Below are 23,727 nucleotides of genomic sequence, written 5' to 3'. Positions count from 1 at the left end.
TACGGATGTGCGCGCCGACCAATCGTGAAATGCAAGCGAAGAGTTAAATAGTGTCAAGGTCTGTATCCTTCGTACCATCGCCGAGGTCCGGCAATTTCCTATTCAAGATTCTGGCTGTGGTTGCCATCGCGACGACCGCCTTTCTCGCTGAATCGGTCACAGCAGAAGCAGAAGCCGCCAATCCGAAATATGCGGGCATTGTCGTCGATGCGAAAACGGGGAACGTGCTCTACAGCGAGAATTCCGACCGTCTGCAATACCCGGCGTCGCTGACGAAGATGATGACGCTCTACATGGTCTTCGAGGCGCTTGAGCAAGGGCGCATTCGTCTGGACACACGCGTTCCCTTTTCCGCTCATGCATCTGCGCAGGCTCCGACCAAGCTCGGTGTGAAAGCCGGCAATTCGATCACCGTCGAGCAGGGCATCCTTGGTCTTGTCACGCTCTCCGCCAATGACGCGGCAACCGCGCTTGGCGAATTGCTTGGCGGCAGCGAAGACCGTTTCGGGCAGATGATGACGGCAAAGGCACATGCGCTCGGCATGACCCGCACCACCTATCGCAATGCCAACGGCCTGCCGAATACGGCTCAGATGACCACGGCGCGCGACCAGGCCCGTCTCGGCATCGCTCTTCGTCAGCATTTTCCGCAGTATTACGCCTATTTCTCCACGCGCAGCTTCAAGTTCGGCAACCGCGTCATCCGCAGCCACAACCGCCTTGTCGGTTCTGTGCGCGGCGTCGACGGCATCAAGACCGGCTATACCCGCGCTGCCGGCTTCAATCTCGTGAGCTCGGTGCAGGTGGACGGCAGATCAATCGTCGGCGTCGTCATGGGCGGAACGTCGACACCTGCCCGCGATTCCCAGATGCGCAAGCTCATTGCGACTTACCTTCCAAAAGCGTCGACGCGTGGTGGCTCTAACCTCATCGCCGAGAAGGCTCCAACGCCTGCGGCCGACGCTCCGGTCTCGACCGCTGGCGTCGATCTGCCGCACAAGGGTCCGACGCCGGATGCCCGCTACGAGGTGGCGTCGGCAGCGGTTGCCTATGCCGACTCGCCGGCTCAGAGCTCCGAAAACCCGCTTGTCGCACAACAGAAGCCCGAGATACCTGCTCCCACGAAAGTGAAGACGACGAGCTTCAAGCAGGCCTCCGTCGCCGTTCCGTCTCCCGCCCCGGCCTACATGCCGCCGGAGCAGCCTGCCAGCGATCCGGTTGATGCGGTGACCACCGCCTCCGTAGCCCCGCAGCCAGCTGCTGCAAAGCGCGTCTCGAGCGCGGAGCAGGAGCCGAGCGGCTGGGTTGTGCAGATCGGCGTATCTTCCAGCCGCGACATGGCAATGGACTTGCTGGAGAAGGCGAAGAGCAAGGGTGGCAAGGCACTGCGTTCCGCGAAGCCTTTCGCTGTCGCTTATTCAAATGGTGGCGATCAGATTTATCGCGCTCGCTTTGGCGGCTTCGACGACCAGCGCGAAGCTGTGAATGCCTGCAACGCCCTCAAGCGTACAGGCGTGAAGTGCTGGGCCTCGGCCCAATGAGATTTACGGCGCCGCTGGCTTTTCCGGCGGCGCCGTTCAAGGCCGGATTCGGTGTTCGCGACGCCGGCTTGAGTTCCTAACCTCGATTTGTAATGCGTACGGGGACGAATATGGCAACGAATGGCAATATTACGGGCTTTCCGCCGCGCGGGTCAGGCAGGCCGGGACGATTCGGCTTTCATCCGCTGCACGAGGCAGCTCTCCGGCTCGCCGAAATCGGCTTGCATCGGCCGAGAGCGAAATCAGCAAAGACCAAGGACCTCATCAACTTGCTGCTCTGCCATGGCGCGCGCGCGTGGCGCTATTCGCAGCCCGAGGCCCGCATTCACCTGCACGTTACCTGCGCGGATGGCAGGTCGCCGGTCATGTTGCGGCTGCGCTGAACCTAGAGTAGCCCCAGTTCAGAGAGCTCGCGGCGTAAATCCGCGGGCATTTCGGCAACGCCATCGCCGAGTGTCGTGATATCCCGCGGCACATCTTCTTCCGGATAATAGCGCCAGCCCTGGAACGCGCGTTTCGGCTGCACGGCGGTTTCGATCACCTCCGGCCCAAGTACGAGGTGGCATCGGCCGATCCCCTCGCCGTCCGTGAAGGTTTCGATGTCCAGCAGCTTCTGGCGCGCCTGCACCTGTCCCTTGATCACCCAATAGAGAGAGCCGCCGTCGAGCAGTTCCGTCACGCGTTTCGGGACCATGCGCGTCGTGTGCACGGAATGTGGCTCGAGGCCCGCCGCAATCGCTCGAAGCGAACGCTCGGCCACCCACTCGCGCAGGTCCTCGATCGAGTCTGCACCCACGCACAATTTGATGAGATGTAATGCCATGCTGCCGTTGAAATCCTTTTGACCGGCAGCGTCAAGCATCTACCGGCTGCAAGTCCACAACGTCAGCACTCGACGACGTTGACGGCCAGACCGCCGGTTGAGGTTTCCTTGTATTTCTCGCTCATATCGTGGCCGGTCTGACGCATGGTTTCGATGCAGGCGTCGAGCGGCACGAAATGCTGGCCATCGCCCTTGACGGCAAGCGAGGCGGCCGTCACCGCCTTTACCGCACCCAGCGCATTCCGCTCGATGCACGGCACCTGGACGAGACCCGCAACCGGATCGCAAGTCATGCCGAGGTGATGCTCGAGCGCGATCTCGGCGGCATTTTCGATCTGTGCCGGCATCCCGCCCATCACGGCCGCGAGCCCGGCTGCCGCCATGGCCGCCGCCGAACCCACTTCGCCCTGACAGCCGACTTCGGCGCCGGAGATGGAGGCATTGTGCTTGATGATGCCGCCGATGGCCGCCGCAGTCAGCAGATAGTCCCGGATCCCATCCTGATCCCAGTCCTCGTGGAAATGCTCGTAGTAGCGGATCGTCGCGGGAATGACGCCGGCGGCGCCATTGGTCGGCGCGGTCACCACGCGGCCGCCTGCGGCATTCTCCTCGTTGACCGCCATGGCATAGACGCTCAGCCAGTCGTTGGCGAGCAGCGGATTGATGCGGTTGCTGCGCCACTCCTCCTGCAGCTTGTCATGTATTTTCCGCGCGCGGCGCCGGACGTTCAGGCCGCCGGGCATGATGCCGTCGACCTTGAGTCCTCGCTCGATGCAGGAGCGCATCGCCTCCCAGATGCGGTCGAGACCCTCATCCAGCTCCTCGCGGCTCCGCTGGCTCTCCTCGTTGGCGCGCTTCATCTGCGCGATGCTGAGGCCGGACCGTTCCGCCATCTCCAGCATCTGCTTGGCTGTGGCAAACGGATATGGAACCTTGACCGCACCTGCGGCCGCCTTCTTCTTGGCCCGCATCTGTTCGAGCTCGGTATCGGTGACGACGAAACCGCCGCCGACGGAGTAATAGATGCGCTTCAGCAGCAGCCGTTCGTCCTTGTCGTAGGCGGAGAAGATCATCCCGTTCGCATGACCCGGCAGCGGCTGTTTCTTGTCGAAGATCAGATCGTTCTTCGGCATGAAGAAATACGCCGGATGGCCGGGCGGCGTGATGCGGCCGGAGCGTTCCACCTGGTCGATAATGCCGTCCATCTTGTCAGGATCGACACTGTCCGGCTTCTCTCCCATCAGGCCGAGAATGACCGCCCTGCCCGTTCCGTGGCCGATGCCGGTATGCGCGAGCGAGCCGTGCAGGCTGACCTTGATGGCGGCAACCTGCGCGCCCGACGATGGGCGTGGCCATTCGTTCGAAAGGATCAGGTCGAGGAAGCGATTGGCAGCCGACATCGGCCCCATCGTATGCGAGCTCGATGGCCCGATACCGATCTTGAAAACGTCGAATACCGAAAGGAACATGCCTGCTTCCTGTGAAAATCTTCCGCCAGACTATCCGATGACCTATTTCGGCACTCGCGGCAGACCGACATCCCGTTTAATTGGCGCGACACTAAAACGAACGGGCGCGTCTTGCCAGTCATTGCAGCATGCAATTGCATCTGTAGAGTGGCGGCGTCGAATCTGGGATTGAATACTCGATGCTTTCGGTGGCCGATTATATCGCACTGGCTTTCTTCACCATACTATGGCTCGGCTATTCATGGCTGCTGCGCGGCAGGACATTCTTCGGCCGCACAAGCCTGACCCACGCGATGAGCGAGCGGCGGCGAGAATGGATCTACAACTCGCTGCGTCGCGACCTCAAGATGATCGACACGCAGATCATGGCCGGATTGCAGAACGGCACGGCCTTCTTTGCATCGACCTCGATCTTCGCGATCGGCAGTTGCTTCGCGCTGCTGGGAGCGACCGAGAAGGTCAACGCGGTCTTCGCCGATCTACCCTATGTCTTCAACGGCGGCACTGCGAGTTTCGAACTCAAGGTCGGAGGACTGGCCGCTCTATTTGCCTATGCGTTCTTTAAATTCGGCTGGTCCTACCGGCTCTTCAACTACTGCAGCATCCTCTTTGGGACCATCCCGATGGTGCGAGAGGCCGAGGGCGATATGGTTGCAGCCGAGCGCGCCGCCGAACGCGTCATCCGCATGAACATCCTTGCGGGTGGACACTTCAACGAAGGTCTTCGCGCAATTTTCCTGTCGATCGGTTATCTCGGCTGGTTCATAAACGCTTACGTTTTCATGGCGACGACGGCGATCATCGTCGTCGTGCTCACGCGAAGGCAATTCTTCTCCGAGGCGCGTCTGGCGATCATGGATGTCAAACCGCCATCAAATCTCCACGTTTCTGCTATTCGCCGCGACATGTCGGCGAATGGCGGCAATGATTTGTCCAAGGAGCTCTGATGGCTATTTCAGCAAGCGAAAACGAGGCGTCCGTTCGGGTGCCCCGCATCGGGCTGCTCGATACGGCGCGTGGCGTAGCGCTGATCGCCATGGCCACCTACCATTTCAGCTGGGACATGGAATTCATGGGCTATCTGGCGGCGGGCACGGTGGAGACCGGCTGGCTGAAGATCTATGCCCGGGCCATTGCCAGCACCTTCCTTTTTATCGCCGGCATCAGCATGGCTCTTTCGAGCAAGCCGGAGATCCGCTGGCCGTCATTCTGGAAACGCTTCGCGATGATTGCCGGTGCCGCGCTGCTGATTTCGGTGGTCACCCGCATCGCCACGCCCGGAGAATGGATTTTCTTCGGCATCCTGCACAGCATTGCTGTCCTGAGCCTGATCGGCGTTATCTTTGTACGTCTGCCGCTCGTCGTGACGATCGTGCTCACGCTGGCGATCACCGCCGCCTGGATCGTCGACACCTGGATCGCGCCGAGCCTGCTGCGCTCACCACTCTTCAATCCAAGCTATCTCGCCTGGATGGGATTCGCGGAAATGGCGCCGCGATCGAACGATTACGTGCCCCTCTTCCCCTGGGCAGTCCCGTTTCTACTTGGATTGACGTCCGCCTTCATTGCCCTGAAAGGCAGGCTGCTCGACAGGCTTGCCAAACTCGGCACCGGCTCAACTCTTCTCGCCAAAGCCGGCCGCCATAGCCTCGCCTTCTATCTGATCCACCAGCCGGTGCTGATCTCGATCGCCTATGCGCTGACGATGGTCGTGCCGCCGGCAAAGCCCGATCCGGTCGAAACCTATCTCAAGCAATGCACTGCCTCCTGTGTCCAACAGGCGGGCGAAACACTGTGCCGCAGCTTCTGCCAGTGCACCCTGGAGAAGCTGCAGACACAAAATCTCTTTACGGAGTTTCAGTCAGGCGCCATCAAGCCGGATGACGGCCGGATAGTCGCGCTGGCGGACGAATGCAGTGCCAACGCACAGTAAATCAGGTGCCGACGCCGATTTCGGCGAGGCGGCCGAGGCAGGCTTCTTCGATGTTGTCGAGTTCCGTCAGCGTGTCGTCGATGTCCTTGCGCTTCTGGCGCAAATCCTCGCGCTTTTCATCAATGCGCTTCATCAACAGCTTCAGCTGCCCAAGTTCGCCCGGCGGCTCCTTGTAGACCTGGATGATTTCGCGGATCTCGGCGATCGTGAAGCCGATACGCCGCCCACGCAGGATTTCCTGAATCAAGCGCCGATCGGCCTGGCGGAACAGGCGCGTGCGTCCGCGCCGCTCCGGATGAATCAGACCTTCATCCTCGTAAAAGCGCAGCGTGCGCGTCGACACGCCAAATTCGCGCGTTAGCTCCGTTATGCTATAGTATTTGTTCACAGGCATTGGCTTCCCACTCTCGCGCCGCATCATATTGACTTTTACGTAATAGTCAATTTTGGTATCCGGCTCAGATACCGAACCACCACGTGGCGATCCCAAGGAAGGCGAAGAAACCGGTACAGTCCGTGACCGTCGTCACGAAGACGGACGACGCTATAGCGGGATCTGCGCCAACCTTGTCGAGAAGAAGCGGCAGGAGAATCCCGGCAAGCGCTGCGGCCATCAGGTTGATGATCATCGCGGCGCCAATGACGACGCCAAGCTGATAGTCATGGAACCAGGTGCCGGCGATGGCGCCCAGGAGGGTTGCAAAGAGGACGCCATTCATAATGCCGACGCCCGCCTCTCTGCGGATGATGCGGCCAGCATTGTATATGTCGATATCGCGGGTCGCGAGCGCGCGCACTGTCACCGTCATCGTCTGCGTGCCGGCATTACCGCCCATCGAGGCGACGATCGGCATCAGTACGGCAAGTGCAATCATCTTTTCGATCGATGCGTCGAACAGGCCGATGACGCTTGCCGAGAGCATGGCTGTGCCGAGATTGATGAACAGCCACAGGAAGCGCGACCGCACGGTCGATATGACATTGTCCGACAGCTCTTCGTCACCGACGCCACCGAGGCGCTTGATGTCCTCGTCGGCCTCCTCATGGATCACGTCGACGACGTCGTCGATCGTTAGCACGCCGACAAGGCGGCCGTTCTCGTCCACGACGGCGGCGGAGAGCAGATCGTACTGCTCGAAGAGCTGTGCCGCCTCTTCCTGGTCCATTTCGGCCGGGATCGGATGGCTCGTTTCGCGCATGATCGCTTCGATCTTCGTCTGCCGCTTGGTGCGAAGGATTTGGTCGAGATCGACCGCGCCGAGCAATTTGAAGGTGGGATCGATGACGAAGATCTGCGTGAAGGAATAAGGAAGGTCCTCCTCCTCGCGCATGTAGTCGATCGTCTGTCCGACCGTCCAAAATGGCGGCACGGCGACGAACTCGGTCTGCATGCGACGGCCGGCGGAGCTTTCCGGATAGTCCAGAGCCCGGCGAAGGCGCACCCGCTCCGTGAACGGCAGCTGTGCCAGGATCTCTTCCTGGTCTTCCGTGTCGAGGTCTTCGAGGATGTAGACCGCGTCGTCCGAATCGAGCTCACCGATCGCCGCCGCGATCTGCTCGTTCGGCATCTGATCGACGATTTCGCGCCGAATCGCCTCGTCGACCTCGGTCAGCGCCGTCATGTCGAAATCGTCGCCGAGCAGGTGCACAAGCGCCAGGCGCTGATCCGGTTGCAGCGATTCCAGCAGGTCGCCTATTTCCGATTCGTGGAGACGCGCCACGTGCTGCCGGAGAAAGATCGTGTCCCGATCGGCAATGGCGGCGCCGACAAGCGCCAGAAAGTCGCTCCGGACATTGCCGTCTTCGTCGTAGATATCGGCTCCTTCGTCGTCGGAACGCCTGCGGATGCGGTCTTCTTCTCCAGTGTCCGTCATCTGCCGCCTCGCATTTTTCAAGATTAACGCCTGTCGCCAGTTCGGAGAATGGCGGCTGAAAAAGCATTGTCAACAAGTGGATAAGCGAATTGCGACCAGTTTCTCCGACGGCTTCAATTCCCTTCCCCGCTAACCGAAACGTGCCGTCCCGTCCAGAGCCGAACGGCGTCCCCAGATGACAATGCGACGCCGTGCCGGTAGTTTCCGCCACAACTGAACAAGGACCGACAATCGATGGCCATCCTCCCCATACTTCGCTATCCGCATCCCGGCCTGAAGACGGTCTGCGAACCGGTAAAGGTCTTCGATTCGGCACTGTCTCAGCTTGCCGACGATCTGCTGGAAACGATGCGCGCCGCACCGGGCGTCGGCATCACCGCCGCCCATGTCGGCATCTTTCAGCGGGTGGTTGTGATCGAGCACGGCAAGGCAGATCGGGTTCGGATCTATATCAACCCTGAGATCGCTTCGGTTTCCGATCAAGTGACGCGCAACACCGAAGGCAGCGTGTCCATGCCGGGGGCCACCGAAGAAGTAACGAGACCCGGCGCAATCCATTTCCGCTACCAGGATATCCAGGGCGTCCAACATGAAGAGCATGCGGACGGCTTCCTGGCTATCTGTATCCAGCATGAAGTCGATCAGCTTGATGGCGTCTTCTGGCTCCAGCGCCTGTCGAAGCTGAAGCGCGACCGTCTGATCCGGAAGTGGGACAAGCCCCCCCGCTAAAAGACCGCCTGCCAATTTGACGAAGCTCTGCCGAACTATTCCCGGTCGTGAACGTTCTTCGGACAAGCAGTCTGAGGAGAACACGAATGGCGAAGACGAACGACAAGAAGCCCATATCGCGCGAAGACGAGTACCGCGACTACGAAGAGCGCAACCGTAACGAGGGCTGGCCCTATGCCGACGAGCCGGGCGCCGCATCGACGGACCCGGCGAATCGGCCTTACGGGGCAACCCCCGCCAACTTCGACCGCGACCCCAACCCCGGCTTTCGCGTCGATGGCACAGACGAAAACGGCGACGAAAATCGACTCAAGGATTCACTTGAGCCTCATACGATAGACCGCGACGATAGCGATGAGCTCGAAGCGCGCGTCACCGAGAACCTCGAACAGGTTCGGGACCTGGACCTCAACAGCATCGACGTTCACGCCGACGGCCATACTGTAACGCTGGAGGGTTCGGTGGAGACGATCGGCATGGCTCGCAAAGCTGAGCTTGCCGCTCTATCCGTCGATGGCGTCCGCCATGTCCTCAACCGGCTGGAAACGATCGGAGTCGATTCACATATTCCGGACGAGGATTGATGAGCCCGCTTGCGCGTGAGCGCGCAAGCGAAAATCGCTGCAAGCCGCGCGTTTTTGACTTTTACATAGATCGAAAAGGCCGGTGCGTGTTTCGCTCGGCCTTTTTCATCACCTTGAGGCGGCTATCGGCAGACGCGAATGCTTTCCGTGTGCCAACCACCGTCATAAGCGTTCGGGACTCGACGGTCCTCAAACCAGCAACGCGGCGGAGGTGGCGGCGGTGGATCAATGTATCGCGGACCGCTGCTGTTGACGATCGCGCCGCCGATGAGACCGCCGATCACACCGGCAGCCAAACCGCCGGCAATTGCATTGCCATTGCCATTATGATGGTGGTGATTGTTGTAATGCCGCCGGCGCCAGTCGTCTGCTGACGCAGAGCCGGCCACGGTAAGGACGCTGCTGGCCGTTATAACGGCGATGAGCGTGGACAAGACTAGTCTTTTCATTTTGTCTCCGTTGGGATTAGAGCCTGCCCCACCCGCAGAATCTCAAATTGCACGTTTACGCTTAACGGCTCGTGAACGAACTTTTTGGCGGAATAAAGAACACCAGCGGCGCTCTCGATGGGTCCGTCTACCCGGCACGGGCAGACCGCATTAACGGAGCGCCGAGGACCGGTACGGAGCCTTCTGGTCCGCCAGCTCGGAAAGCAGAACAATCCCATGCTTATCGCGCGGGCCGGCCTCGCAAAATGTAACTGGCGACCTCCGCGGTTTACTGGTAGTTTCGCAGGCGCTGGGGTGTTCGTCGGGGACGGCTTTCAGCCGATATTCACATGTCTTATGATCTTGTGGTCAATGGCAAGCAATATGCCATCGATGTGGATGGCGACATTCCGCTGCTATGGGTCTTACGCGACACCATAGGGCTTACCGGAACGAAATTTGGCTGCGGCATCGCAATGTGCGGCGCCTGTACGGTGCATGTCGATGGCGTGCCCGTGAGGTCGTGTGTCATGCCGGTCGCCGATGCGGTGGACAAGCCGATCACCACGATCGAGGCGATTGGCGAGACTGCCGAGGGCGCCCGTGTGCAGAAGGCCTGGCTCGACATAGATGTCGTCCAGTGCGGCTACTGTCAATCCGGACAGATCATGTCCGCGGCCGCGCTGCTCGCTGCCAATCCGTCGCCGACCGACGACGATATCGATGCCGTCATGGCCGGAAATATCTGCCGATGCGGTACGTATCCGCGCATTCGAGCCGCCATCAAGGCGGCCGCACAGGCGAGGTGATGCGATGTCCATTCATGACAAGATCAATCTCGCCGTCTCGCGACGCAACTTTCTGATCGGCGCATCGCTGACAGGAGCGGGCCTCGTCATTGGCCTGCAGCCTTCGCCTTCGTCCGCTGCCGAAGAGGCGTTTGAACCAAATGCCTTCATTCGCATCCCTGCCGAAGGCAAGATTGTCTTCGTCATGCCGTCCGTGGAAATGGGACAAGGCATTTATACTTCGGTCGCTATGCTGCTGGCCGAAGAGTTGGAGGTCACCCTGGATCAGGTGGCGCTGGAGCATGCACCGGCCGATCCCAAGCGTTATGCAAACCCTTTGCTGGGCGACCAGATCACCGGCGGCTCTATCGCCATCCGCGGTGTTTACGGGCCGATGCGCAAGGCGGGCGCCGCCGCTCGCATCATGCTGGTGAACGCTGCGGCGCGTGGCTGGGGCGTCGCGCCGGAAACGTGCAACGCCGAGGCCGGGCATGTCGTCCACGCCGCAAGCGGCCGCCGCGCTGCCTATGGCAGCCTGATACAGGCTGCGGCATCCGAAGCTGTTCCGCAGGAAATGCCCCTGAAGCCTGCGTCCAGCTTCAAGCTGATCGGCCAGTCCATCCGGCGTCTTGACAGTCCGGAAAAGGTCAACGGCACCGCGAAATACGGTATCGACGCCCGCCCGGAAGGCGTGTCTTACGCGGCGATCGCGATCTGTCCCCACTTCGGCGGCAAACTGCGCGCGGTCGAAGACGGACCGGCAATGGCGGTAAAGGGCGTCAAACAGGTCGTCCGGATCGAGGATGCTGTTGCCGTGGTGGCCGACAACACCGGTGCCGCAAGAAAGGGGCTCGCTGCTCTCTCCATCGAATGGGAGCCCGGCCCGAATGGCGCTCTTTCGCTGGTTGATTTGGAGAAGCGCGCGGAAGATGCGATTGGCGGCAACGCCCTGCCACACATCAATGTGGGCGATGTTGCGAAAGCGGAAGCCGAACACGGACCTGCGCTTGAGTTCGTCTACCGCCTCCCGATCCTCACCCATTCGGCCATGGAGCCGATGAACTGCACGCTCCATGTCCGCACTGATGGCTGCGATGTATGGGTCGGCACGCAGATCATGGGACGAACAAGGCAGGTCGTCGCTGATGTTACAGGCCTCCCCTTGGAAAAGATCGTCGTGCACAACCACTTTCTCGGCGGCGGTTTCGGCCGGCGACTGGATGTCGACGGCGTCATTCTGGCGGCGAAGATCGCAAAGCAGGTGGCTGGCCCCGTCAAGGTCACCTGGAGCCGTGAGGAGGATATCCGCCACGACTGTTACCGCTATCTCAACTACAGCAAGGTCACCGCGACACTGGGGCCGGACGGCTTACCCGTTTCCTGGCGTCATCGCGTCATCGGCCCCTCGGTCATGGCACGCTGGCTGCCGGCCTTCACCCGCAATGGCATAGACCTTGATATCATGGGTGGTGCAGAGACGCCCTATGCGATCCCGAACAAATATACGGACTTCGTGCGCCACGAGGCGCCGGACGGCATGTTGACAGGCAATTGGCGCGGCGTTGGCGCGACCCGCAATGTGCCCGTAGTTGAAGGCGGTATCGACGAGTTGGCCCATGCTGCCGGCGTCGATCCGCTGGAGTACCGGCGGCGCCTGCTTCAGCATAAACCGCGTCTCCTCGCCGCGCTCGATCTGGCGGCGGAGAAGGCCGGATGGACAACCGCCCTCCCGGCCGGCAAGGGAAGAGGCATTGCTGTCGCGGAGGATTTCGGCAGTTTTGCCGCGATGATCTCGGAAGTGAGCATCGGAGAAGACGGAAAGCTCAAGACGGACCGCATCATCTGCGCCGTCGATTGCGGCCAAGTCGTCAACCCAGACACGATCGAAGCCCAGATACAAAGTGGCATCATCTACGGTCTCAGTGCCGCTCTCTACGGACGCATCACCGTCCGTAACGGTGCCGTGGTGGAGAGCAACTTCGACGATTCTCCCGTTCTGCGGATCTACGAGACACCCAAGATCGAAGTCCACATCGTGCCGAGTTCCGAGGCCCCAGGCGGAATAGGAGAGGTCGGCACACCTGGTGTCGCACCCTCGCTCCTCAACGCGATCTTTGCGGCGACCGGCAAGCGATTGCGGTCGTTGCCGATCGATCAGAATGAATTGCGGAGGGTGTGATCATGACCAAGCGGATTTTCGCTATCCCGCTCGCCGCCGTTCTCGCTGCGAGCGGGATCGTTGCCGGCATGGGGTCAATGCAGAGTCATGCTGAAACGTCCGACGGTGGAGCTCTCAAGGCCGTCTCTGACTTTGATGCGATTGCGGACACCAACGCGCGGTCGAAGGCCATCTTCAAGGAGGCAAGCCGCGTCCTGACGCATCCGCGCTGCATCAACTGCCATCCGGCAACGCGCAGCCCGACGCAGGGTGAGGACATGCACCCGCATGTGCCGTTGATGAATGCCAGCCAAAGCTCGGTAGGTCCGGCGGGACTTGCATGCAGCACCTGCCACGGTGCCGAGAACCGTCCGATCGTCGGCAGCCGCATGAAATCCATTCCGGGGAACGCGCACTGGTCATTGGCGCCAGCCAGCATGGCGTGGCAAGGGCTGACGGTGGGCGAGATCTGCCAACAGGTGAAAGATACGAGCCGGAACGGCAATCGTTCCCGTGCCGATCTCATACGCCATACCGGCGAAGACCATCTGGTCGGCTGGGCCTGGCATCCGGGCGCAGGACGAAGCGCCCCTCCCGGCTCGCAGGAGACCTTTGCCGCCCTGATCGCCGCCTGGGTGAATACCGGTGCCGCATGTCCGGATTGATCACGTCGGCGTTTCCGGCGCTCTCAGCTCTCTAAGCAAGGCTTGCCGTGTGCTGCATGGAGGTGACGGCGATCTGCCGAGTGCATCCGCGCTGGTTCCTAGACCTTGGACACCTTTCCGTTGAGATGGCCATGGACCTCGTAGGCGTTTCGGTCGACCCAGTTGTGGCGGAGTAGTCCATCCTCCCGATCGCGACGATTGAGTTGCCCACCATAGTGATCGGTGTCCCGTCCGGTTCCGTCCCGAGAAATCCGTTGTTGGTTCCGACAACCCGCCAACGCGTGGCAACGGGAGTGCCATCGTCGCTTTGAAAGATATCGAGAACCTCGAATTTCAGGTCGTTGATCTGACGCTGGAAACCGATGACCCACTGCTTAAACGCGTCACGCGAGCGGATATCCTGCGCGCCCGACGTTATCACGAAATCCTCGTGAACCAAGGCATCAATGGCCTGCGGATTTTGAGGGGACTGCCAGACCTCGGTCCAAAAGCGCTGAACACTATCGGTGGCTGACGTCGTCACTTTAGGTTCCTTTCCCGTTGCCGGCTGCGCCGGGTCATTTGCCAAGTCTGCTGCAAGCTTCGTCGAGCCGGACGGCAGTCGTATAAGAGAGACCGCCGCCCGACTGGGAAGGATTTTGGTTACGCGCGCTTGCTTGCCGCGCGAGAATTGCCTGATGTGGCGACACCAGCGAGCATGGAGACAATCAACATCGCGGCCGCCGTCAGGAACAGCAGACGGTGGCTGCCGCCCGTAGCATTGAACAGAGCGGAAAAGGCATACGCGGCCACCGCCAAGGCGGCGGCGGAAATGATGCTGGCACGAGTCCAGGCAACGTTCTGGCGGGTCGAATTGTGGGTTACGACCTCGTGTACTCGCGCAAGGAATAAGGGGACGATACCTGGAGCGAATGTACCGACGACAAGGGTGATACTCCCGAGGACGATCAGGTTATCGGTGACGTAGAAGGCAGCAAGACCGACCGCCGCGACAAGGGACACGATCCTGACCGTTGGTTTGGCGCCGAGACGATCGGCCAGGTATCCATACAACGGAGGACCGGCAATGGCGCCCAAACCATAGATCGCCCAGAAGACCGCCCCGAGATAGGTGCCCTCGCCTAGGCCGCGGGCGACGAAATCGACGAGAAAAACCATCGGTGGCACGGCGGCGGCGGCCATCAGAGCATATTGCAAATAGAGCAGTTTGATATCCCTGCCGAAGTGCATGGCGTGACTGGTTGGGGCGTCACGGCTATCGACACGCGGGTGGAGGTAGCTCGATGGCCAAGCAAACCAGCTTGCTGCCGTCAGGATCACGGAAATGATGCCGAGGCCGATCCACGTCTGCGCCAAGCCCAGTTCCAGCAATAGAGGGATGATGGTTCCCGAACCGGCAATGCCCAAACCGAGTCCGAGGAAGATCGCACCCCCTGCCGCGCCTTTCCGCGCTGCGGGGACATGCGGCAGGATGGTTGCCGCGACCAGCACCATGACAACGCCCCCGGCGATGCCTGAGACGAAACGCCAGGCGAAATACCATGAAAAGGACTGGGGGGTGGCACACGCGAAGAAAGCGGCGGAAATCAAGACCATCATAAGCCGCAAAATGTGTTCGTTGGCGAAGCGCGTGGCGAGCGGCCGGCCGATGAGCGCACCGCACACATAGCCGGCCAGATTGGCGGCAGCCAGATAGGCCACGCTGGAAGCCGAGAACCAGTGGGCTTGAATGAGTTCCGGAACAAGAGGTGTGAAAGCGAAGCGGGCGAGGCCGATACTATCGAGGCTCGCGCATAAACCTGCGAAGATATAACGCCGGACGAGCAACTGATCGATCTTCGCCGATGTGAAAGAAGCGGGTTGTGAAGACATTCGCGCACCAAAAATAGAAGGTTGAACACTGTCGCCTTCCCCATCGGGACGGCCACGAGTCATCTTTGACATAATTGTCAAGTTTGACGACCTAGTCAAATTTGACATCAGTGTCAAGGATGCTTATGATTCCCTCGGGTTTCAATTCCACGGAGCAAGAGAATGGTGGGAGTTCGCCAGTTCGATGAAAGCGAGATGCTCGACAAAGCATTGACCCTCTTCTGGCAGAAGGGGTTCTCGCAAACATCTATGCAGGATCTGGCTGAGGCGACCGGTGTGCAGCGCGGCTCGCTCTACAATGCCTATGGAGACAAGGAGACCTTGTTCCTGCGTGTCTTTGGTGTCTACCGCGACGCCTATGTCCAAAGGATGCGCGAGGCGATGGACAAGCCGAAGCTGCGCGAAGCGCTTCAGAGCTTTTTCGAATTTGTCACTAAGTCGATGAGAACCGGCGCGCCCACAAGGGGTTGCCTGAGCACGAAAACGGCGCTCGGCATTGAGGCGCTGGATGAGGCCGTACGCTCAGCGATCAGAGACCTCCTAGACGAGATCGAAAAGACCTTGGATGAAAGACTGTCGCGACCCGACGACGCAGAACAGTTGGCGCTCTCGCCATCAGATGCGGCGCGCTTGATCGTCACGCATACGCGCGGGCTCGTTGTGATTGAGCGGGTATACGGCGACGAGGCACGTATGCGCTCAATGGCCGACCTGCTCATTCAGCTTTTGCTGAAACCGAAAGTGTCTTGAAAGCAGGAACGGGCAGCAATGCCGCCCCATCCTGAAGGCAGGATGTTTCCGTTCTAGACAGCGATTTCAATATTTGACCACAACGCAAAAAAGGCCAAGCCACCCGCCCGCGTGGAGTAGTGCGAGCGAGTAAATGTCTCCCAGGCTTGGTTCTGGCATCGGACACATCAAAATGTAAATCATTGATTTAAAAACAAAAAACCCGGCCAAAGCCGGGTTCTTGGTGCGGTCGAGAAGACTCGAACTTCCACGGGTTGCCCCACAGCGACCTCAACGCTGCGCGTCTACCAATTCCGCCACGACCGCATCGTGGTAGGTGCCGATTTGCGTCGGCGGGGCAGCATGTAGCAAAAGCATCTTGGGTGCACAAGGGCGATGTGACAGATTTTTGCAAAAGAAATCACAGCATTTGAATTGCCCTGAAAACGGGGCCATATAGGCGGTCTGCCGCCTGCGATCATCATGCGGCGAGGGAAAATTCATGCTTCGCACCGATCTCCAATTCTCCATGTTTCCTATCGAAGGCTCCAAGCCGGTGCGATGGCGCATCGCCGATGGTCTCATGCCATATCCGGAAGCCGTAGAGACGATGGAGCGTGAAGTCGCGGCAATCGCCGAAGGCGGCGACGAACTGGTCTGGCTTGTCGAGCATCCGCCGCTCTACACGGCAGGCACCAGCGCCGATGCGAAAGATCTTGTGCAGCCGGACCGATTCCCGGTGTTTGCGACCGGTCGCGGCGGCGAGTACACCTACCATGGTCCGGGCCAGCGCGTGGCCTACGTGATGCTGGACCTCAAGCGCCGCCGTCAGGATGTGCGCGCCTTTGTGGCGGCACTAGAAGAAGTGGTGATCCGCACGCTCGAATCGATGAACGTACGCGGTGAGCGGCGCGAGGATCGCGTCGGCGTCTGGGTAAGGCGGCCGGAGAAGCCGCTTCTGCCGGACGGCAGCATGAGCGAAGACAAGATTGCGGCCCTCGGCATCCGGTTGCGCAAATGGGTGACGTTCCACGGCTTGTCACTCAATGTCGAGCCGGACCTCGACCATTTCTCGGGCATCGTCCCCTGCGGGATTTCCGCGTATGGGGTGACGAGCCTTGTCGATCTTGGCCTACCAGTGATGATGACGGATGTGGACATCCGTCTGCGGGAAGCCTTCGAATCGGTGTTCGGCGAAACGGTGCACGACCGCTAAGCCATATTGATCGGCAGGCATTCCTGTGGTTGATGGCTTCGTTCCCGGAAGCCGCAGCATGTCCCAAGCACCATCTCCTCAAAATCCGCTTCAAGGCATGGCCATCATGGCCGGCGCCATGGTCATCCTGCCTGCCATGGATGCGATCGCCAAGTATATGGCGACGTTCGAATCGATGTCGCCGGGACAGGTGACGTTCTACCGCTTCTTCTTCCAGCTGGTCTGCACCCTCCCCGTGCTTTTCGCGATCTTCCGTTGGAAGGCCCTTTCGGCAAAGCGGCCGTGGATGAATCTGCTGCGCGGCGCCCTGCACGGGGCAGCCAGCCTGCTTTTCTTCGTCGCAGTCAAATACATGCCGCTTGCGGATGTCTTCGCGATCTATTTCGTCGAACCCTTCATGCTGACGGCGCTTTCGGCGCTCTTCCTTGGCGACAAGGTCGGCTGGCGGCGATGGACGGCAATCGTCGTCGGCTTCGGGGGCGCGATGATCGTCATTCAGCCGAGCTATGAAATCTTCGGCCTGAAGGCGCTTCTCCCGGTATTTTGCGCCTTCCTCTTTTCACTCTATCTCTTCCTTAACCGGGCAATTGGCGAGGCCGATTCCCCGCTGACGATGCAAACCATGGCCGGGATCGGCGGGACGCTCTTCATGGGAGCCGCGCTCCTCGGCGGAAATGCGCTCGCCATACCCGACTTCGAAATGTCGCTCCCCTCGTCCGCCCTTGGTCTCGTGCTGTTGCTCGCGCTCGGCACGATTTCCGGCTATGCGCACATGCTGGTCGTCAGGGCATTCCGCTTGGCGCCGCTGTCGCTGCTTGCCCCCTTCCAGTATTTCGAGATCATCTCGGCCACGATTCTCGGTTACGTGTTGTTCAATGATTTTCCGAACCCTTCCAAATGGATCGGCATCTTTATCATCGTGGCGTCAGGGCTTTTCATCATCTGGCGCGAGCGCGTTCAATCGAAATCGTTAAAATCGTCGGAAGTGCCTGCGTAGTCGGTTAACCCTTGTTATTGAGGGCTTCTTCAATCTTGGCGCGTTAGAACCACCTCTGGCTTCATGATGAGGCCTGGAGATACAAGATGAGCGAATTCCGACTCGCTTTCCCGGCATGCGTGATCGCGGGGAAGCATCGGCTGAGTGCCGAGGATATCGGCCTGTTGCGCAAACACAGCTTCCCGGAGGGCGTCAGGACGCCCGACGACGTCGGCGTCATGCTGGCGCTGCATAACTTTTGCCCCGAAAAATGCCCGGAATGGAACTCCTTCTTTGTGGAAAGCCTCGCCAGCTTCATCGTCAACTACAGCTATCCGCAGGGATCGCTGGACGAGATCAATGTCGCATGGATCACGCGCATGTTCGCGACTGACGGTATCGTCAACTCGGAACTCGAGCTGGAGCTCGTGCTCCACATCATGGAAATATCCTCCCATGTTCCCGATGAGCTGCGTGCATTTGCTCTCGATCAGCTGCGCCTTGCGGTCACCGATAACATCGGCGCCTACAAGCTCGTGCGCGCGGTCGACCGCAGGGGCGTAACCCGCCAGGACGTCGATTTCATCATGCGTGTGCTGAGGAGCATTTGCGAGGCCGGCGTCATCCCGGTTGGGCAGCTCACTTACGATGTGCTGCACCGGATCGGCGCGGAGACGCGGCCTTCCGCCAATCATCCTCGTTGGGCCGATATCCTGCGCGCGCTCGAGCTGCGCGAGTACACCTCGCCCCGCACCAGCCGATGGCTACGTCTTGTGGACGACGAGCAAGCCGTCGCGTGACTTCTCGGGTAAGACAATCGTTCCGATAGCCGGGTTCCGCCCGATTGTGCGTCCCCCAGTTTCTGCGTAGAACTTCTCGACGCATTTTTCGGGTGGAGTCTGCATGTTCAAGAAAATCCTGATCGCGAATCGTGGCGAGATCGCTTGCCGCGTGATCAAGACTGCGCGCCGCATGGGTATCTCAACCGTCGCGGTCTACTCGGATGCCGATCGGGATGCGCTCCACGTCGAAATGGCCGACGAGGCCGTGCATATCGGCCCAGCCGCGGCGACCGAGAGCTATCTCGTTGCTGACAAGATCATCGCCGCGTGCAAGGAGACCGGTGCCGAAGCCGTGCACCCCGGCTACGGCTTCCTCTCCGAACGTGCCTCCTTCTGCGAGGCTCTGGAAAAGCAGGGCATCGTCTTCATCGGTCCCAAGCCGAAGGCCATCAAGGCCATGGGCGACAAGATCGAATCGAAGAAGTTCGCCAATGCTGCCAAGGTCTCAACGGTGCCGGGTTATCTTGGTGTCATCGAGGATGCCGGGCACGCCGAAAAGATCGCCGCCGAGATCGGCTATCCCGTCATGATCAAGGCTTCAGCCGGCGGCGGCGGCAAGGGCATGCGCATCGCCTGGAACCAGGCGGAAGTACGAGACGGCTTCGATCGCGCCCGCTCGGAGGCAAAGAGCTCCTTCGGCGACGACCGCGTCTTCATCGAAAAATATATCGTCGATCCGCGTCATATCGAAATTCAGGTCCTCGCCGATGCACACGGCAATGCGGTCTATCTCGGCGAACGCGAATGCTCGATCCAGCGCCGCAATCAGAAGGTCGCCGAGGAGGCGCCCTCGCCTTTTCTCGACGAAAAAACCCGCAAGGCGATGGGTGAGCAGTCGATCGCCCTTGCCAAGGCGGTCGACTACCAGAGCGCAGGAACTGTCGAATTCATCGTCGATCGCGACCGTAACTTCTATTTCCTCGAGATGAACACGCGGCTGCAGGTCGAGCATCCGGTAACGGAACTGGTCACCGGCATCGACCTTGTCGAGCAGATGATCCGGATCGCGGCGGGTGAAACGCTTCCTTTCAGCCAGAGCGACATAAAGCTGAATGGCTGGGCGATTGAAAGCCGGCTTTACGCGGAAGACCCCTATCGCAATTTCCTGCCCTCGATCGGACGCCTGACGCGTTACCGTCCGCCGGCCGAAGGCAAGCACGGCGATGCCATCATCCGCAATGACACCGGTGTCTTCGAGGGTGCGGAAATTTCGATGTACTACGATCCGATGATCGCCAAGCTTTGCACTTGGGCATCGGACCGTCCCGCCGCGATCGAGGCCATGGGCCAGGCGCTCGACGGCTTCGTGGTCGACGGTATCGCCCACAACCTCCCATTCCTCTCGGCGTTGATGAAGCATCCGCGCTGGCGCGAAGGCCGGCTTTCCACGGGCTTCATTGCCGAGGAATATCCGGACGGTTTTGCACCGATGGTCCCCGACCAGCAGGAAGAGGCGCTGCTTGCGGCCGTCGCTCTGTCCGCGACGTTGATCGAGGCAAACCGCCGCGAGCACCACACGGATCGCCTGCGCGCATCAGCCGACAATCTCCGCGAGGAATGGGTCGTCAAGGTCGGCCAAAACTATGTGCCTGTCACGCTCATGGACGGACTGGTGACCATCCCGTTCGAGATGGACATGCAAGCCGCCGGCGAAAAGCTCAACATTGCCACCGACTGGAGACCGGGCGATGCGGTCTGGAGCGGCGCGGTCGGCGGGCGCCCGGTAACGGCCCAGATCCGGCCTCTCGTCAGCGGCATGCGTATCGACTGGCAGGGCCTCTCCGTCCTGACCAGGGTTTTCACGCCGCGTCACGCCGAACTCGATCGCTTGATGCCCGTCAAGCTTCCGCCGGATACGTCGAAGCTGCTGCTCTGCCCGATGCCCGGGCTGGTGGTTTCGATCGCGGTCGCCGAAGGCCAGGCTGTCAAAGCCGGAGAGACGCTTGCCGTCGTCGAAGCCATGAAAATGGAAAATGTGCTGCGCGCCGAACGCGACCTGGTGGTCGGCAAGATCAATGCAAAGCCTGGCGAGAGCCTTGCTGTCGATGCGGTGATCCTGGAATTCGCCTGATCCAGATTGGGACAGCCCCAGCTGCGCCCTAGGCTTAAGCACTTCGCCTTTGTTAAGGTCTGGCAGCTTACGATACGTCGTTTTCGTCCTGTGGCTGGGGTCCGGAGGCACCAATGACGGCGCTGCAATCTGCCGCCCTGCTGCTTTTCATCAATCTGGGGCTCCTCTGGCTGCTCATGCGCATGCCGCTCGGCCTGCGCACCATTTGTCTCAGGCGGACGTTCCGACGCCCGCCGGAGGAACTGTGGAGCGCCATCAATCCTTCAGGGACCAACGCCAACTGGCACCATTCCGTCGTGAGCAGCGAGCCGCTCGATAATCGCGCGGATATGGTCGAACAGATTTACAGCCATCTCGACCGCAACGGCAAACCGCAGCGGCGGCTCCTGGCCTTGGAACCCTTGGCGGCCGCCGGAGGACGCGGCTTCCACACGCGCATTGCCGACGACAGCACGCTGGATGCGGCCTTTTGGCGGGATTTCAGAGAAAGCAGGATCGTCCGCCGCCTGCCGGACGGAGCCGAAATCGAGATTACTCAAATGGATCGCTATCGCGGCCTCGCATCCCTTCTCTTCCGCTACTTCGTGCTGCGGCGCGAACTGCGCGCGCTGGAAGGATGGCTGGAAACCGGCAGATCGGTTCCCCAGGGGTACGTAGAGCACCCCGCCGTTCAATTCGGTCTGGCCCTCATCTCGACGCTGCTCCTCTGGCCGTTCTTTGGACTGACGGTCTCCGGCCTGATGATCTCGGCATTCCTCACGCTTGTCATCGCCCTGCATGAACTTGGACATCTCGCTGCCTACCGAACCTTCGGGCACGAATCCGTGCGCATGATCTTCGTGCCGCTCCTCGGTGGCATTGCGATCGGCGGAAGGCCCTACAAGAGCCAGTTCGAAGTAGCGGTCTGTGCACTGATGGGCTCCGGTATGTCGGCCTTTGCCGTGCCCATTCTGGTTGCCGGATACAACGGCACTGCCCGCGACTTGCTGCTGCCGGAGCAACTGGGCAGCCCGCTGCTGATCTTCCTGCTCATCCTCGGCAGTTTCAATCTGCTCAATCTTCTGCCGATGCAAAGATTCGACGGCGGCCAGGTCCTGCGCCAGGTCTTCACCACTCGGCGTTCTCTGATCTGGGCCAGCTTTGCCACCACGATCTTCATTCTGTGGATCGGTTGGGAACTCGGAATTTCCGCGAAAATGCTCATGGCCGGTCTCGCCGTATTCATTCTGCTGAGCATGATCGGTGCCAGCTCAGTAAAGCCCCGCCACAAGCTTGACCAGATGAAGGACGGCGAGCGAATACTGGTTGCCTTCGGGCTTTTCGCCGCGATCGCCATTCATGGCTATGCCGTTCTATTCTCGGCCGAAAAGCTCTTTTGACGCTTTGGGGAAAGTAAGCGCCGCAGGCCAGCCGATTTCGCAATTATGTCGGCGCCGTATTCCCTTTTCGCTTGAGCGTGCCTCTCTGGCCGTGCCAAGGTCCGGCAAACAAATCCTCTATAGGGAGACCATAAGATGGACGTTCGCGCCGCCGTTGCCGTTCAGGCAGGAAAACCGCTGGAAGTCATGACAGTGCAGCTCGAAGGCCCCAAGGCCGGCGAAGTACTGATCGAGGTCAAGGCGACCGGCATCTGCCATACCGATGATTTCACGCTTTCGGGCGCCGATCCGGAAGGTCTCTTCCCCGCCATCCTTGGCCACGAGGGCGCGGGCGTCGTTGTCGATGTGGGCCCGGGCGTCACCTCGGTCAAGAAGGGCGATCATGTCATTCCGCTCTATACGCCCGAATGCCGCGAATGCCCGTCATGCCTCAGCCGCAAGACCAACCTCTGCACCGCGATCCGCTCAACGCAGGGCCAGGGGCTGATGCCGGACGGCACGTCACGCTTTTCGATCGGTAAGGACAAGATCCACCACTACATGGGCTGCTCGACCTTCGCCAACTACACGGTTCTTCCGGAGATAGCCGTCGCCAAGGTCAATCCCGATGCGCCTTTCGACAAGATCTGCTACATCGGCTGCGGCGTAACAACGGGTATCGGTGCTGTCATCAATACGGCCAAGGTCGAAATGGGCGCGACAGCCATCGTCTTCGGACTTGGCGGTATCGGCCTCAACGTCATCCAGGGCCTGCGGCTTGCCGGCGCCGACATGATCATCGGCGTCGATCTCAACAACGACAAGAAGGAATGGGGCGAACGCTTCGGCATGACGCATTTCGTCAATCCGAAGGAGGTTGGCGAAGACATCGTGTCCTATCTCGTCAACATGACGAAACGCGGCGCCGATCAGATCGGCGGTGCCGACTACACCTTCGACTGCACCGGCAACACCAAGGTCATGCGCCAGGCGCTGGAAGCCTCGCATCGCGGCTGGGGCAAGTCGGTGATCATCGGGGTTGCCGGCGCCGGCCAGGAAATCTCCACCCGCCCCTTCCAGCTGGTCACCGGCCGCACCTGGATGGGCACCGCCTTCGGCGGCGCGCGCGGCCGCACCGACGTGCCGAAGATCGTCGACTGGTACATGGAAGGCAAGATCCAGATCGACCCGATGATCACCCACACGATGCCGCTCGAAGACATCAACAAGGGCTTCGACCTCATGCATTCCGGCAAGAGCATCAGAAGCGTGGTGCTCTACTAATATCGGATAGCGGCAAGGCGACTTCGAATGAAGTATAGTGCCGAGGGGCCGAGACGCCTTTCGGCAAAACGATGCGACACAGAAGCGGCATCGGACACCGTGCGAAAAGCAGGTTAGGTGCCCTTTGCCTGCGGCTTCAATGTCGCTCCATTCGACCGGCGGCCCGCGGGAAGGCGCAGTACCGTGCGTCATGGATGACGCACAAAACGGGACTGCAGCACTTTGAATCTGCACATGATCCTTTCCCTAAATCGATCCCGATTTAGGGGGTCTGCGCCAGGAGGAGGAGTTGAACATGCCAGGTCAAGTATCGATACACCCCGCCCTCGACGGCGGCGTGAAGGCGGGACAGGCGAATTTCAGCGGCGGGACACTCGTCTGTGCCTG

23 protein-coding genes and 1 tRNA gene are annotated in these 23,727 nt (G+C 60.3%); 16 read left to right on the top strand and 8 right to left on the bottom strand.

Annotated features, from left to right (window positions below):
* The first annotated feature begins 47 nt into the window (after nucleotides 1-47).
* Nucleotides 48-1,541, top strand: a complete 1,494-nt coding sequence (locus tag ACPYOJ_RS15675; protein ID WP_481417114.1) for an SPOR domain-containing protein — start codon at nucleotides 48-50, stop codon at nucleotides 1,539-1,541.
* A gap of 110 nt (nucleotides 1,542-1,651) precedes the next feature.
* Nucleotides 1,652-1,924, top strand: coding sequence for a hypothetical protein (locus ACPYOJ_RS15670; protein ID WP_168831221.1), 273 nt, complete (start codon nucleotides 1,652-1,654; stop codon nucleotides 1,922-1,924).
* 2 nt (nucleotides 1,925-1,926) lie between these two features.
* Here the strand turns inward: ACPYOJ_RS15670 and ACPYOJ_RS15665 are convergent, their stop codons facing one another.
* The gene (locus ACPYOJ_RS15665; protein ID WP_481417113.1) at nucleotides 1,927-2,364 is read right to left on the bottom strand and encodes a DUF1489 family protein; all 438 of its coding nucleotides are present in this window, start codon (nucleotides 2,362-2,364) and stop codon (nucleotides 1,927-1,929) included.
* A 62-nt stretch (nucleotides 2,365-2,426) separates the two neighbouring features.
* Complete coding sequence (locus ACPYOJ_RS15660; RefSeq protein WP_481417081.1) at nucleotides 2,427-3,833, bottom strand: L-serine ammonia-lyase; 1,407 nt, start codon at nucleotides 3,831-3,833, stop codon at nucleotides 2,427-2,429.
* A 179-nt stretch (nucleotides 3,834-4,012) separates the two neighbouring features.
* On the opposite strand from ACPYOJ_RS15660, the gene ACPYOJ_RS15655 reads away from it, so the two are divergent.
* Both ACPYOJ_RS15655 and ACPYOJ_RS15650 read left to right on the top strand, forming a co-directional pair.
* Nucleotides 4,013-4,780: a DUF599 domain-containing protein gene (locus ACPYOJ_RS15655; RefSeq protein WP_481417080.1), complete on the top strand. Its 768-nt coding sequence runs from the start codon at nucleotides 4,013-4,015 to the stop codon at nucleotides 4,778-4,780.
* Nucleotides 4,780-5,766: a heparan-alpha-glucosaminide N-acetyltransferase gene (locus ACPYOJ_RS15650; protein ID WP_481417079.1), complete on the top strand. Its 987-nt coding sequence runs from the start codon at nucleotides 4,780-4,782 to the stop codon at nucleotides 5,764-5,766. The genes ACPYOJ_RS15655 and ACPYOJ_RS15650 overlap by 1 nt, the downstream gene beginning before the upstream one ends.
* A 1-nt stretch (nucleotide 5,767) precedes the next feature.
* Here ACPYOJ_RS15650 and ACPYOJ_RS15645 read toward each other — a convergent pair whose 3' ends face one another.
* Both ACPYOJ_RS15645 and mgtE read right to left on the bottom strand, forming a co-directional pair.
* Nucleotides 5,768-6,160, bottom strand: a complete 393-nt coding sequence (locus ACPYOJ_RS15645; protein WP_168831217.1) for a MerR family transcriptional regulator — start codon at nucleotides 6,158-6,160, stop codon at nucleotides 5,768-5,770.
* A 64-nt stretch (nucleotides 6,161-6,224) separates the two neighbouring features.
* Nucleotides 6,225-7,640 carry a magnesium transporter gene (gene mgtE / locus ACPYOJ_RS15640; RefSeq protein WP_168831216.1) on the bottom strand — a complete coding sequence of 472 codons (1,416 nt, stop codon included), beginning with the start codon at nucleotides 7,638-7,640 and terminating at the stop codon, nucleotides 6,225-6,227.
* Nucleotides 7,641-7,874: 234 nt separating this feature from the next.
* Between mgtE and ACPYOJ_RS15635 the strand changes: the two genes are divergently transcribed.
* Both ACPYOJ_RS15635 and ACPYOJ_RS15630 read left to right on the top strand, forming a co-directional pair.
* Nucleotides 7,875-8,369 carry a peptide deformylase gene (locus tag ACPYOJ_RS15635; RefSeq protein ID WP_481417078.1) on the top strand — a complete coding sequence of 165 codons (495 nt, stop codon included), beginning with the start codon at nucleotides 7,875-7,877 and terminating at the stop codon, nucleotides 8,367-8,369.
* Between the two features lie 86 nt (nucleotides 8,370-8,455).
* Nucleotides 8,456-8,953 (top strand): BON domain-containing protein, encoded by a 498-nt coding sequence (locus ACPYOJ_RS15630; protein WP_481417077.1) that lies wholly within the window; start codon nucleotides 8,456-8,458, stop codon nucleotides 8,951-8,953.
* A 122-nt stretch (nucleotides 8,954-9,075) separates the two neighbouring features.
* Here the strand turns inward: ACPYOJ_RS15630 and ACPYOJ_RS15625 are convergent, their stop codons facing one another.
* On the bottom strand, nucleotides 9,076-9,402 hold the full coding sequence (locus tag ACPYOJ_RS15625) for a hypothetical protein (protein ID WP_168831213.1): 327 nt from the start codon (nucleotides 9,400-9,402) through the stop codon (nucleotides 9,076-9,078).
* 329 nt (nucleotides 9,403-9,731) lie between these two features.
* Here ACPYOJ_RS15625 and ACPYOJ_RS15620 point away from each other — a divergent pair, with 329 nt between their 5' ends.
* The 3 genes from ACPYOJ_RS15620 to ACPYOJ_RS15610 are packed head-to-tail and all read left to right on the top strand — an operon-like array spanning nucleotide 9,732 to nucleotide 12,992.
* On the top strand, nucleotides 9,732-10,190 hold the full coding sequence (locus ACPYOJ_RS15620; protein WP_481417076.1) for a (2Fe-2S)-binding protein: 459 nt from the start codon (nucleotides 9,732-9,734) through the stop codon (nucleotides 10,188-10,190).
* Nucleotides 10,191-10,194: 4 nt separating this feature from the next.
* Complete coding sequence (locus tag ACPYOJ_RS15615) at nucleotides 10,195-12,348, top strand: xanthine dehydrogenase family protein molybdopterin-binding subunit (RefSeq protein WP_481417075.1); 2,154 nt, start codon at nucleotides 10,195-10,197, stop codon at nucleotides 12,346-12,348.
* 2 nt (nucleotides 12,349-12,350) lie between these two features.
* Nucleotides 12,351-12,992, top strand: a complete 642-nt coding sequence (locus tag ACPYOJ_RS15610; RefSeq protein ID WP_481417074.1) for an Isoquinoline 1-oxidoreductase subunit — start codon at nucleotides 12,351-12,353, stop codon at nucleotides 12,990-12,992.
* Nucleotides 12,993-13,023: 31 nt separating this feature from the next.
* On the opposite strand, the gene ACPYOJ_RS15605 is transcribed toward ACPYOJ_RS15610, so the two are convergent.
* Nucleotides 13,024-13,515: an ester cyclase gene (locus tag ACPYOJ_RS15605; protein ID WP_481417073.1), complete on the bottom strand. Its 492-nt coding sequence runs from the start codon at nucleotides 13,513-13,515 to the stop codon at nucleotides 13,024-13,026.
* 119 nt (nucleotides 13,516-13,634) lie between these two features.
* Complete coding sequence (locus tag ACPYOJ_RS15600) at nucleotides 13,635-14,864, bottom strand: YbfB/YjiJ family MFS transporter (RefSeq protein ID WP_168831209.1); 1,230 nt, start codon at nucleotides 14,862-14,864, stop codon at nucleotides 13,635-13,637.
* 162 nt (nucleotides 14,865-15,026) lie between these two features.
* Between ACPYOJ_RS15600 and ACPYOJ_RS15595 the strand changes: the two genes are divergently transcribed.
* Complete coding sequence (locus tag ACPYOJ_RS15595; protein ID WP_481417072.1) at nucleotides 15,027-15,614, top strand: TetR/AcrR family transcriptional regulator; 588 nt, start codon at nucleotides 15,027-15,029, stop codon at nucleotides 15,612-15,614.
* 221 nt (nucleotides 15,615-15,835) lie between these two features.
* Here the strand turns inward: ACPYOJ_RS15595 and ACPYOJ_RS15590 are convergent.
* Nucleotides 15,836-15,920, bottom strand: a tRNA-Leu gene (locus tag ACPYOJ_RS15590).
* 175 nt (nucleotides 15,921-16,095) lie between these two features.
* Here ACPYOJ_RS15590 and lipB point away from each other — a divergent pair.
* The 6 genes from lipB to ACPYOJ_RS15560 all read left to right on the top strand — a co-directional run bounded on the left by lipB (nucleotide 16,096) and on the right by ACPYOJ_RS15560 (nucleotide 23,340).
* Nucleotides 16,096-16,809 (top strand): lipoyl(octanoyl) transferase LipB, encoded by a 714-nt coding sequence (gene lipB, locus ACPYOJ_RS15585; RefSeq protein ID WP_481417071.1) that lies wholly within the window; start codon nucleotides 16,096-16,098, stop codon nucleotides 16,807-16,809.
* Nucleotides 16,810-16,867: 58 nt separating this feature from the next.
* On the top strand, nucleotides 16,868-17,806 hold the full coding sequence (locus ACPYOJ_RS15580; protein ID WP_481417070.1) for a DMT family transporter: 939 nt from the start codon (nucleotides 16,868-16,870) through the stop codon (nucleotides 17,804-17,806).
* A gap of 86 nt (nucleotides 17,807-17,892) precedes the next feature.
* The gene (locus ACPYOJ_RS15575) at nucleotides 17,893-18,585 is read left to right on the top strand and encodes a hypothetical protein (RefSeq protein ID WP_481417069.1); all 693 of its coding nucleotides are present in this window, start codon (nucleotides 17,893-17,895) and stop codon (nucleotides 18,583-18,585) included.
* Between the two features lie 103 nt (nucleotides 18,586-18,688).
* Nucleotides 18,689-20,698, top strand: coding sequence for an acetyl-CoA carboxylase biotin carboxylase subunit (locus tag ACPYOJ_RS15570; RefSeq protein WP_481417068.1), 2,010 nt, complete (start codon nucleotides 18,689-18,691; stop codon nucleotides 20,696-20,698).
* A gap of 113 nt (nucleotides 20,699-20,811) precedes the next feature.
* Nucleotides 20,812-22,077 carry a zinc metalloprotease gene (locus ACPYOJ_RS15565; RefSeq protein WP_481417067.1) on the top strand — a complete coding sequence of 422 codons (1,266 nt, stop codon included), beginning with the start codon at nucleotides 20,812-20,814 and terminating at the stop codon, nucleotides 22,075-22,077.
* Between the two features lie 135 nt (nucleotides 22,078-22,212).
* Entirely contained in the window at nucleotides 22,213-23,340 is a 1,128-nt protein-coding gene (locus tag ACPYOJ_RS15560; RefSeq protein WP_481417066.1) for an S-(hydroxymethyl)glutathione dehydrogenase/class III alcohol dehydrogenase, read from the top strand.
* Nucleotides 23,341-23,727: the final 387 nt, after the last annotated feature.

The sequence above is a fragment of the Rhizobium sp. SVR5-9E genome, from assembly GCF_056755095.1.
The sequence above is the reverse complement of the archived record's forward strand: the minus strand, read 5'-3'. Positions and strand labels throughout refer to the sequence as shown.

Bases quoted from the DNA above. Each gene is read 5' to 3' on its own strand.
- mgtE (WP_168831216.1), bottom strand. From the start codon at position 7,640: ATGACGGACACTGGAGAAGAAGACCGCATCCGCAGGCGTTCCGACGAC.
- ACPYOJ_RS15595 (WP_481417072.1), top strand. From the start codon at position 15,027: ATGGTGGGAGTTCGCCAGTTCGATGAAAGCGAGATGCTCGACAAAGCA.
- ACPYOJ_RS15600 (WP_168831209.1), bottom strand. From the start codon at position 14,864: ATGTCTTCACAACCCGCTTCTTTCACATCGGCGAAGATCGATCAGTTG.
- ACPYOJ_RS15650 (WP_481417079.1), top strand. From the start codon at position 4,780: ATGGCTATTTCAGCAAGCGAAAACGAGGCGTCCGTTCGGGTGCCCCGC.
- ACPYOJ_RS15635 (WP_481417078.1), top strand. From the start codon at position 7,875: ATGGCCATCCTCCCCATACTTCGCTATCCGCATCCCGGCCTGAAGACG.
- ACPYOJ_RS15615 (WP_481417075.1), top strand. From the start codon at position 10,195: ATGTCCATTCATGACAAGATCAATCTCGCCGTCTCGCGACGCAACTTT.
- lipB (WP_481417071.1), top strand. From the start codon at position 16,096: ATGCTTCGCACCGATCTCCAATTCTCCATGTTTCCTATCGAAGGCTCC.
- ACPYOJ_RS15570 (WP_481417068.1), top strand. From the start codon at position 18,689: ATGTTCAAGAAAATCCTGATCGCGAATCGTGGCGAGATCGCTTGCCGC.
- ACPYOJ_RS15655 (WP_481417080.1), top strand. From the start codon at position 4,013: ATGCTTTCGGTGGCCGATTATATCGCACTGGCTTTCTTCACCATACTA.
- ACPYOJ_RS15645 (WP_168831217.1), bottom strand. From the start codon at position 6,160: ATGCCTGTGAACAAATACTATAGCATAACGGAGCTAACGCGCGAATTT.
- ACPYOJ_RS15625 (WP_168831213.1), bottom strand. From the start codon at position 9,402: ATGAAAAGACTAGTCTTGTCCACGCTCATCGCCGTTATAACGGCCAGC.
- ACPYOJ_RS15665 (WP_481417113.1), bottom strand. From the start codon at position 2,364: ATGGCATTACATCTCATCAAATTGTGCGTGGGTGCAGACTCGATCGAG.
- ACPYOJ_RS15670 (WP_168831221.1), top strand. From the start codon at position 1,652: ATGGCAACGAATGGCAATATTACGGGCTTTCCGCCGCGCGGGTCAGGC.
- ACPYOJ_RS15610 (WP_481417074.1), top strand. From the start codon at position 12,351: ATGACCAAGCGGATTTTCGCTATCCCGCTCGCCGCCGTTCTCGCTGCG.
- ACPYOJ_RS15560 (WP_481417066.1), top strand. From the start codon at position 22,213: ATGGACGTTCGCGCCGCCGTTGCCGTTCAGGCAGGAAAACCGCTGGAA.
- ACPYOJ_RS15575 (WP_481417069.1), top strand. From the start codon at position 17,893: ATGAGCGAATTCCGACTCGCTTTCCCGGCATGCGTGATCGCGGGGAAG.
- ACPYOJ_RS15565 (WP_481417067.1), top strand. From the start codon at position 20,812: ATGACGGCGCTGCAATCTGCCGCCCTGCTGCTTTTCATCAATCTGGGG.
- ACPYOJ_RS15620 (WP_481417076.1), top strand. From the start codon at position 9,732: ATGTCTTATGATCTTGTGGTCAATGGCAAGCAATATGCCATCGATGTG.
- ACPYOJ_RS15660 (WP_481417081.1), bottom strand. From the start codon at position 3,833: ATGTTCCTTTCGGTATTCGACGTTTTCAAGATCGGTATCGGGCCATCG.
- ACPYOJ_RS15630 (WP_481417077.1), top strand. From the start codon at position 8,456: ATGGCGAAGACGAACGACAAGAAGCCCATATCGCGCGAAGACGAGTAC.
- ACPYOJ_RS15580 (WP_481417070.1), top strand. From the start codon at position 16,868: ATGTCCCAAGCACCATCTCCTCAAAATCCGCTTCAAGGCATGGCCATC.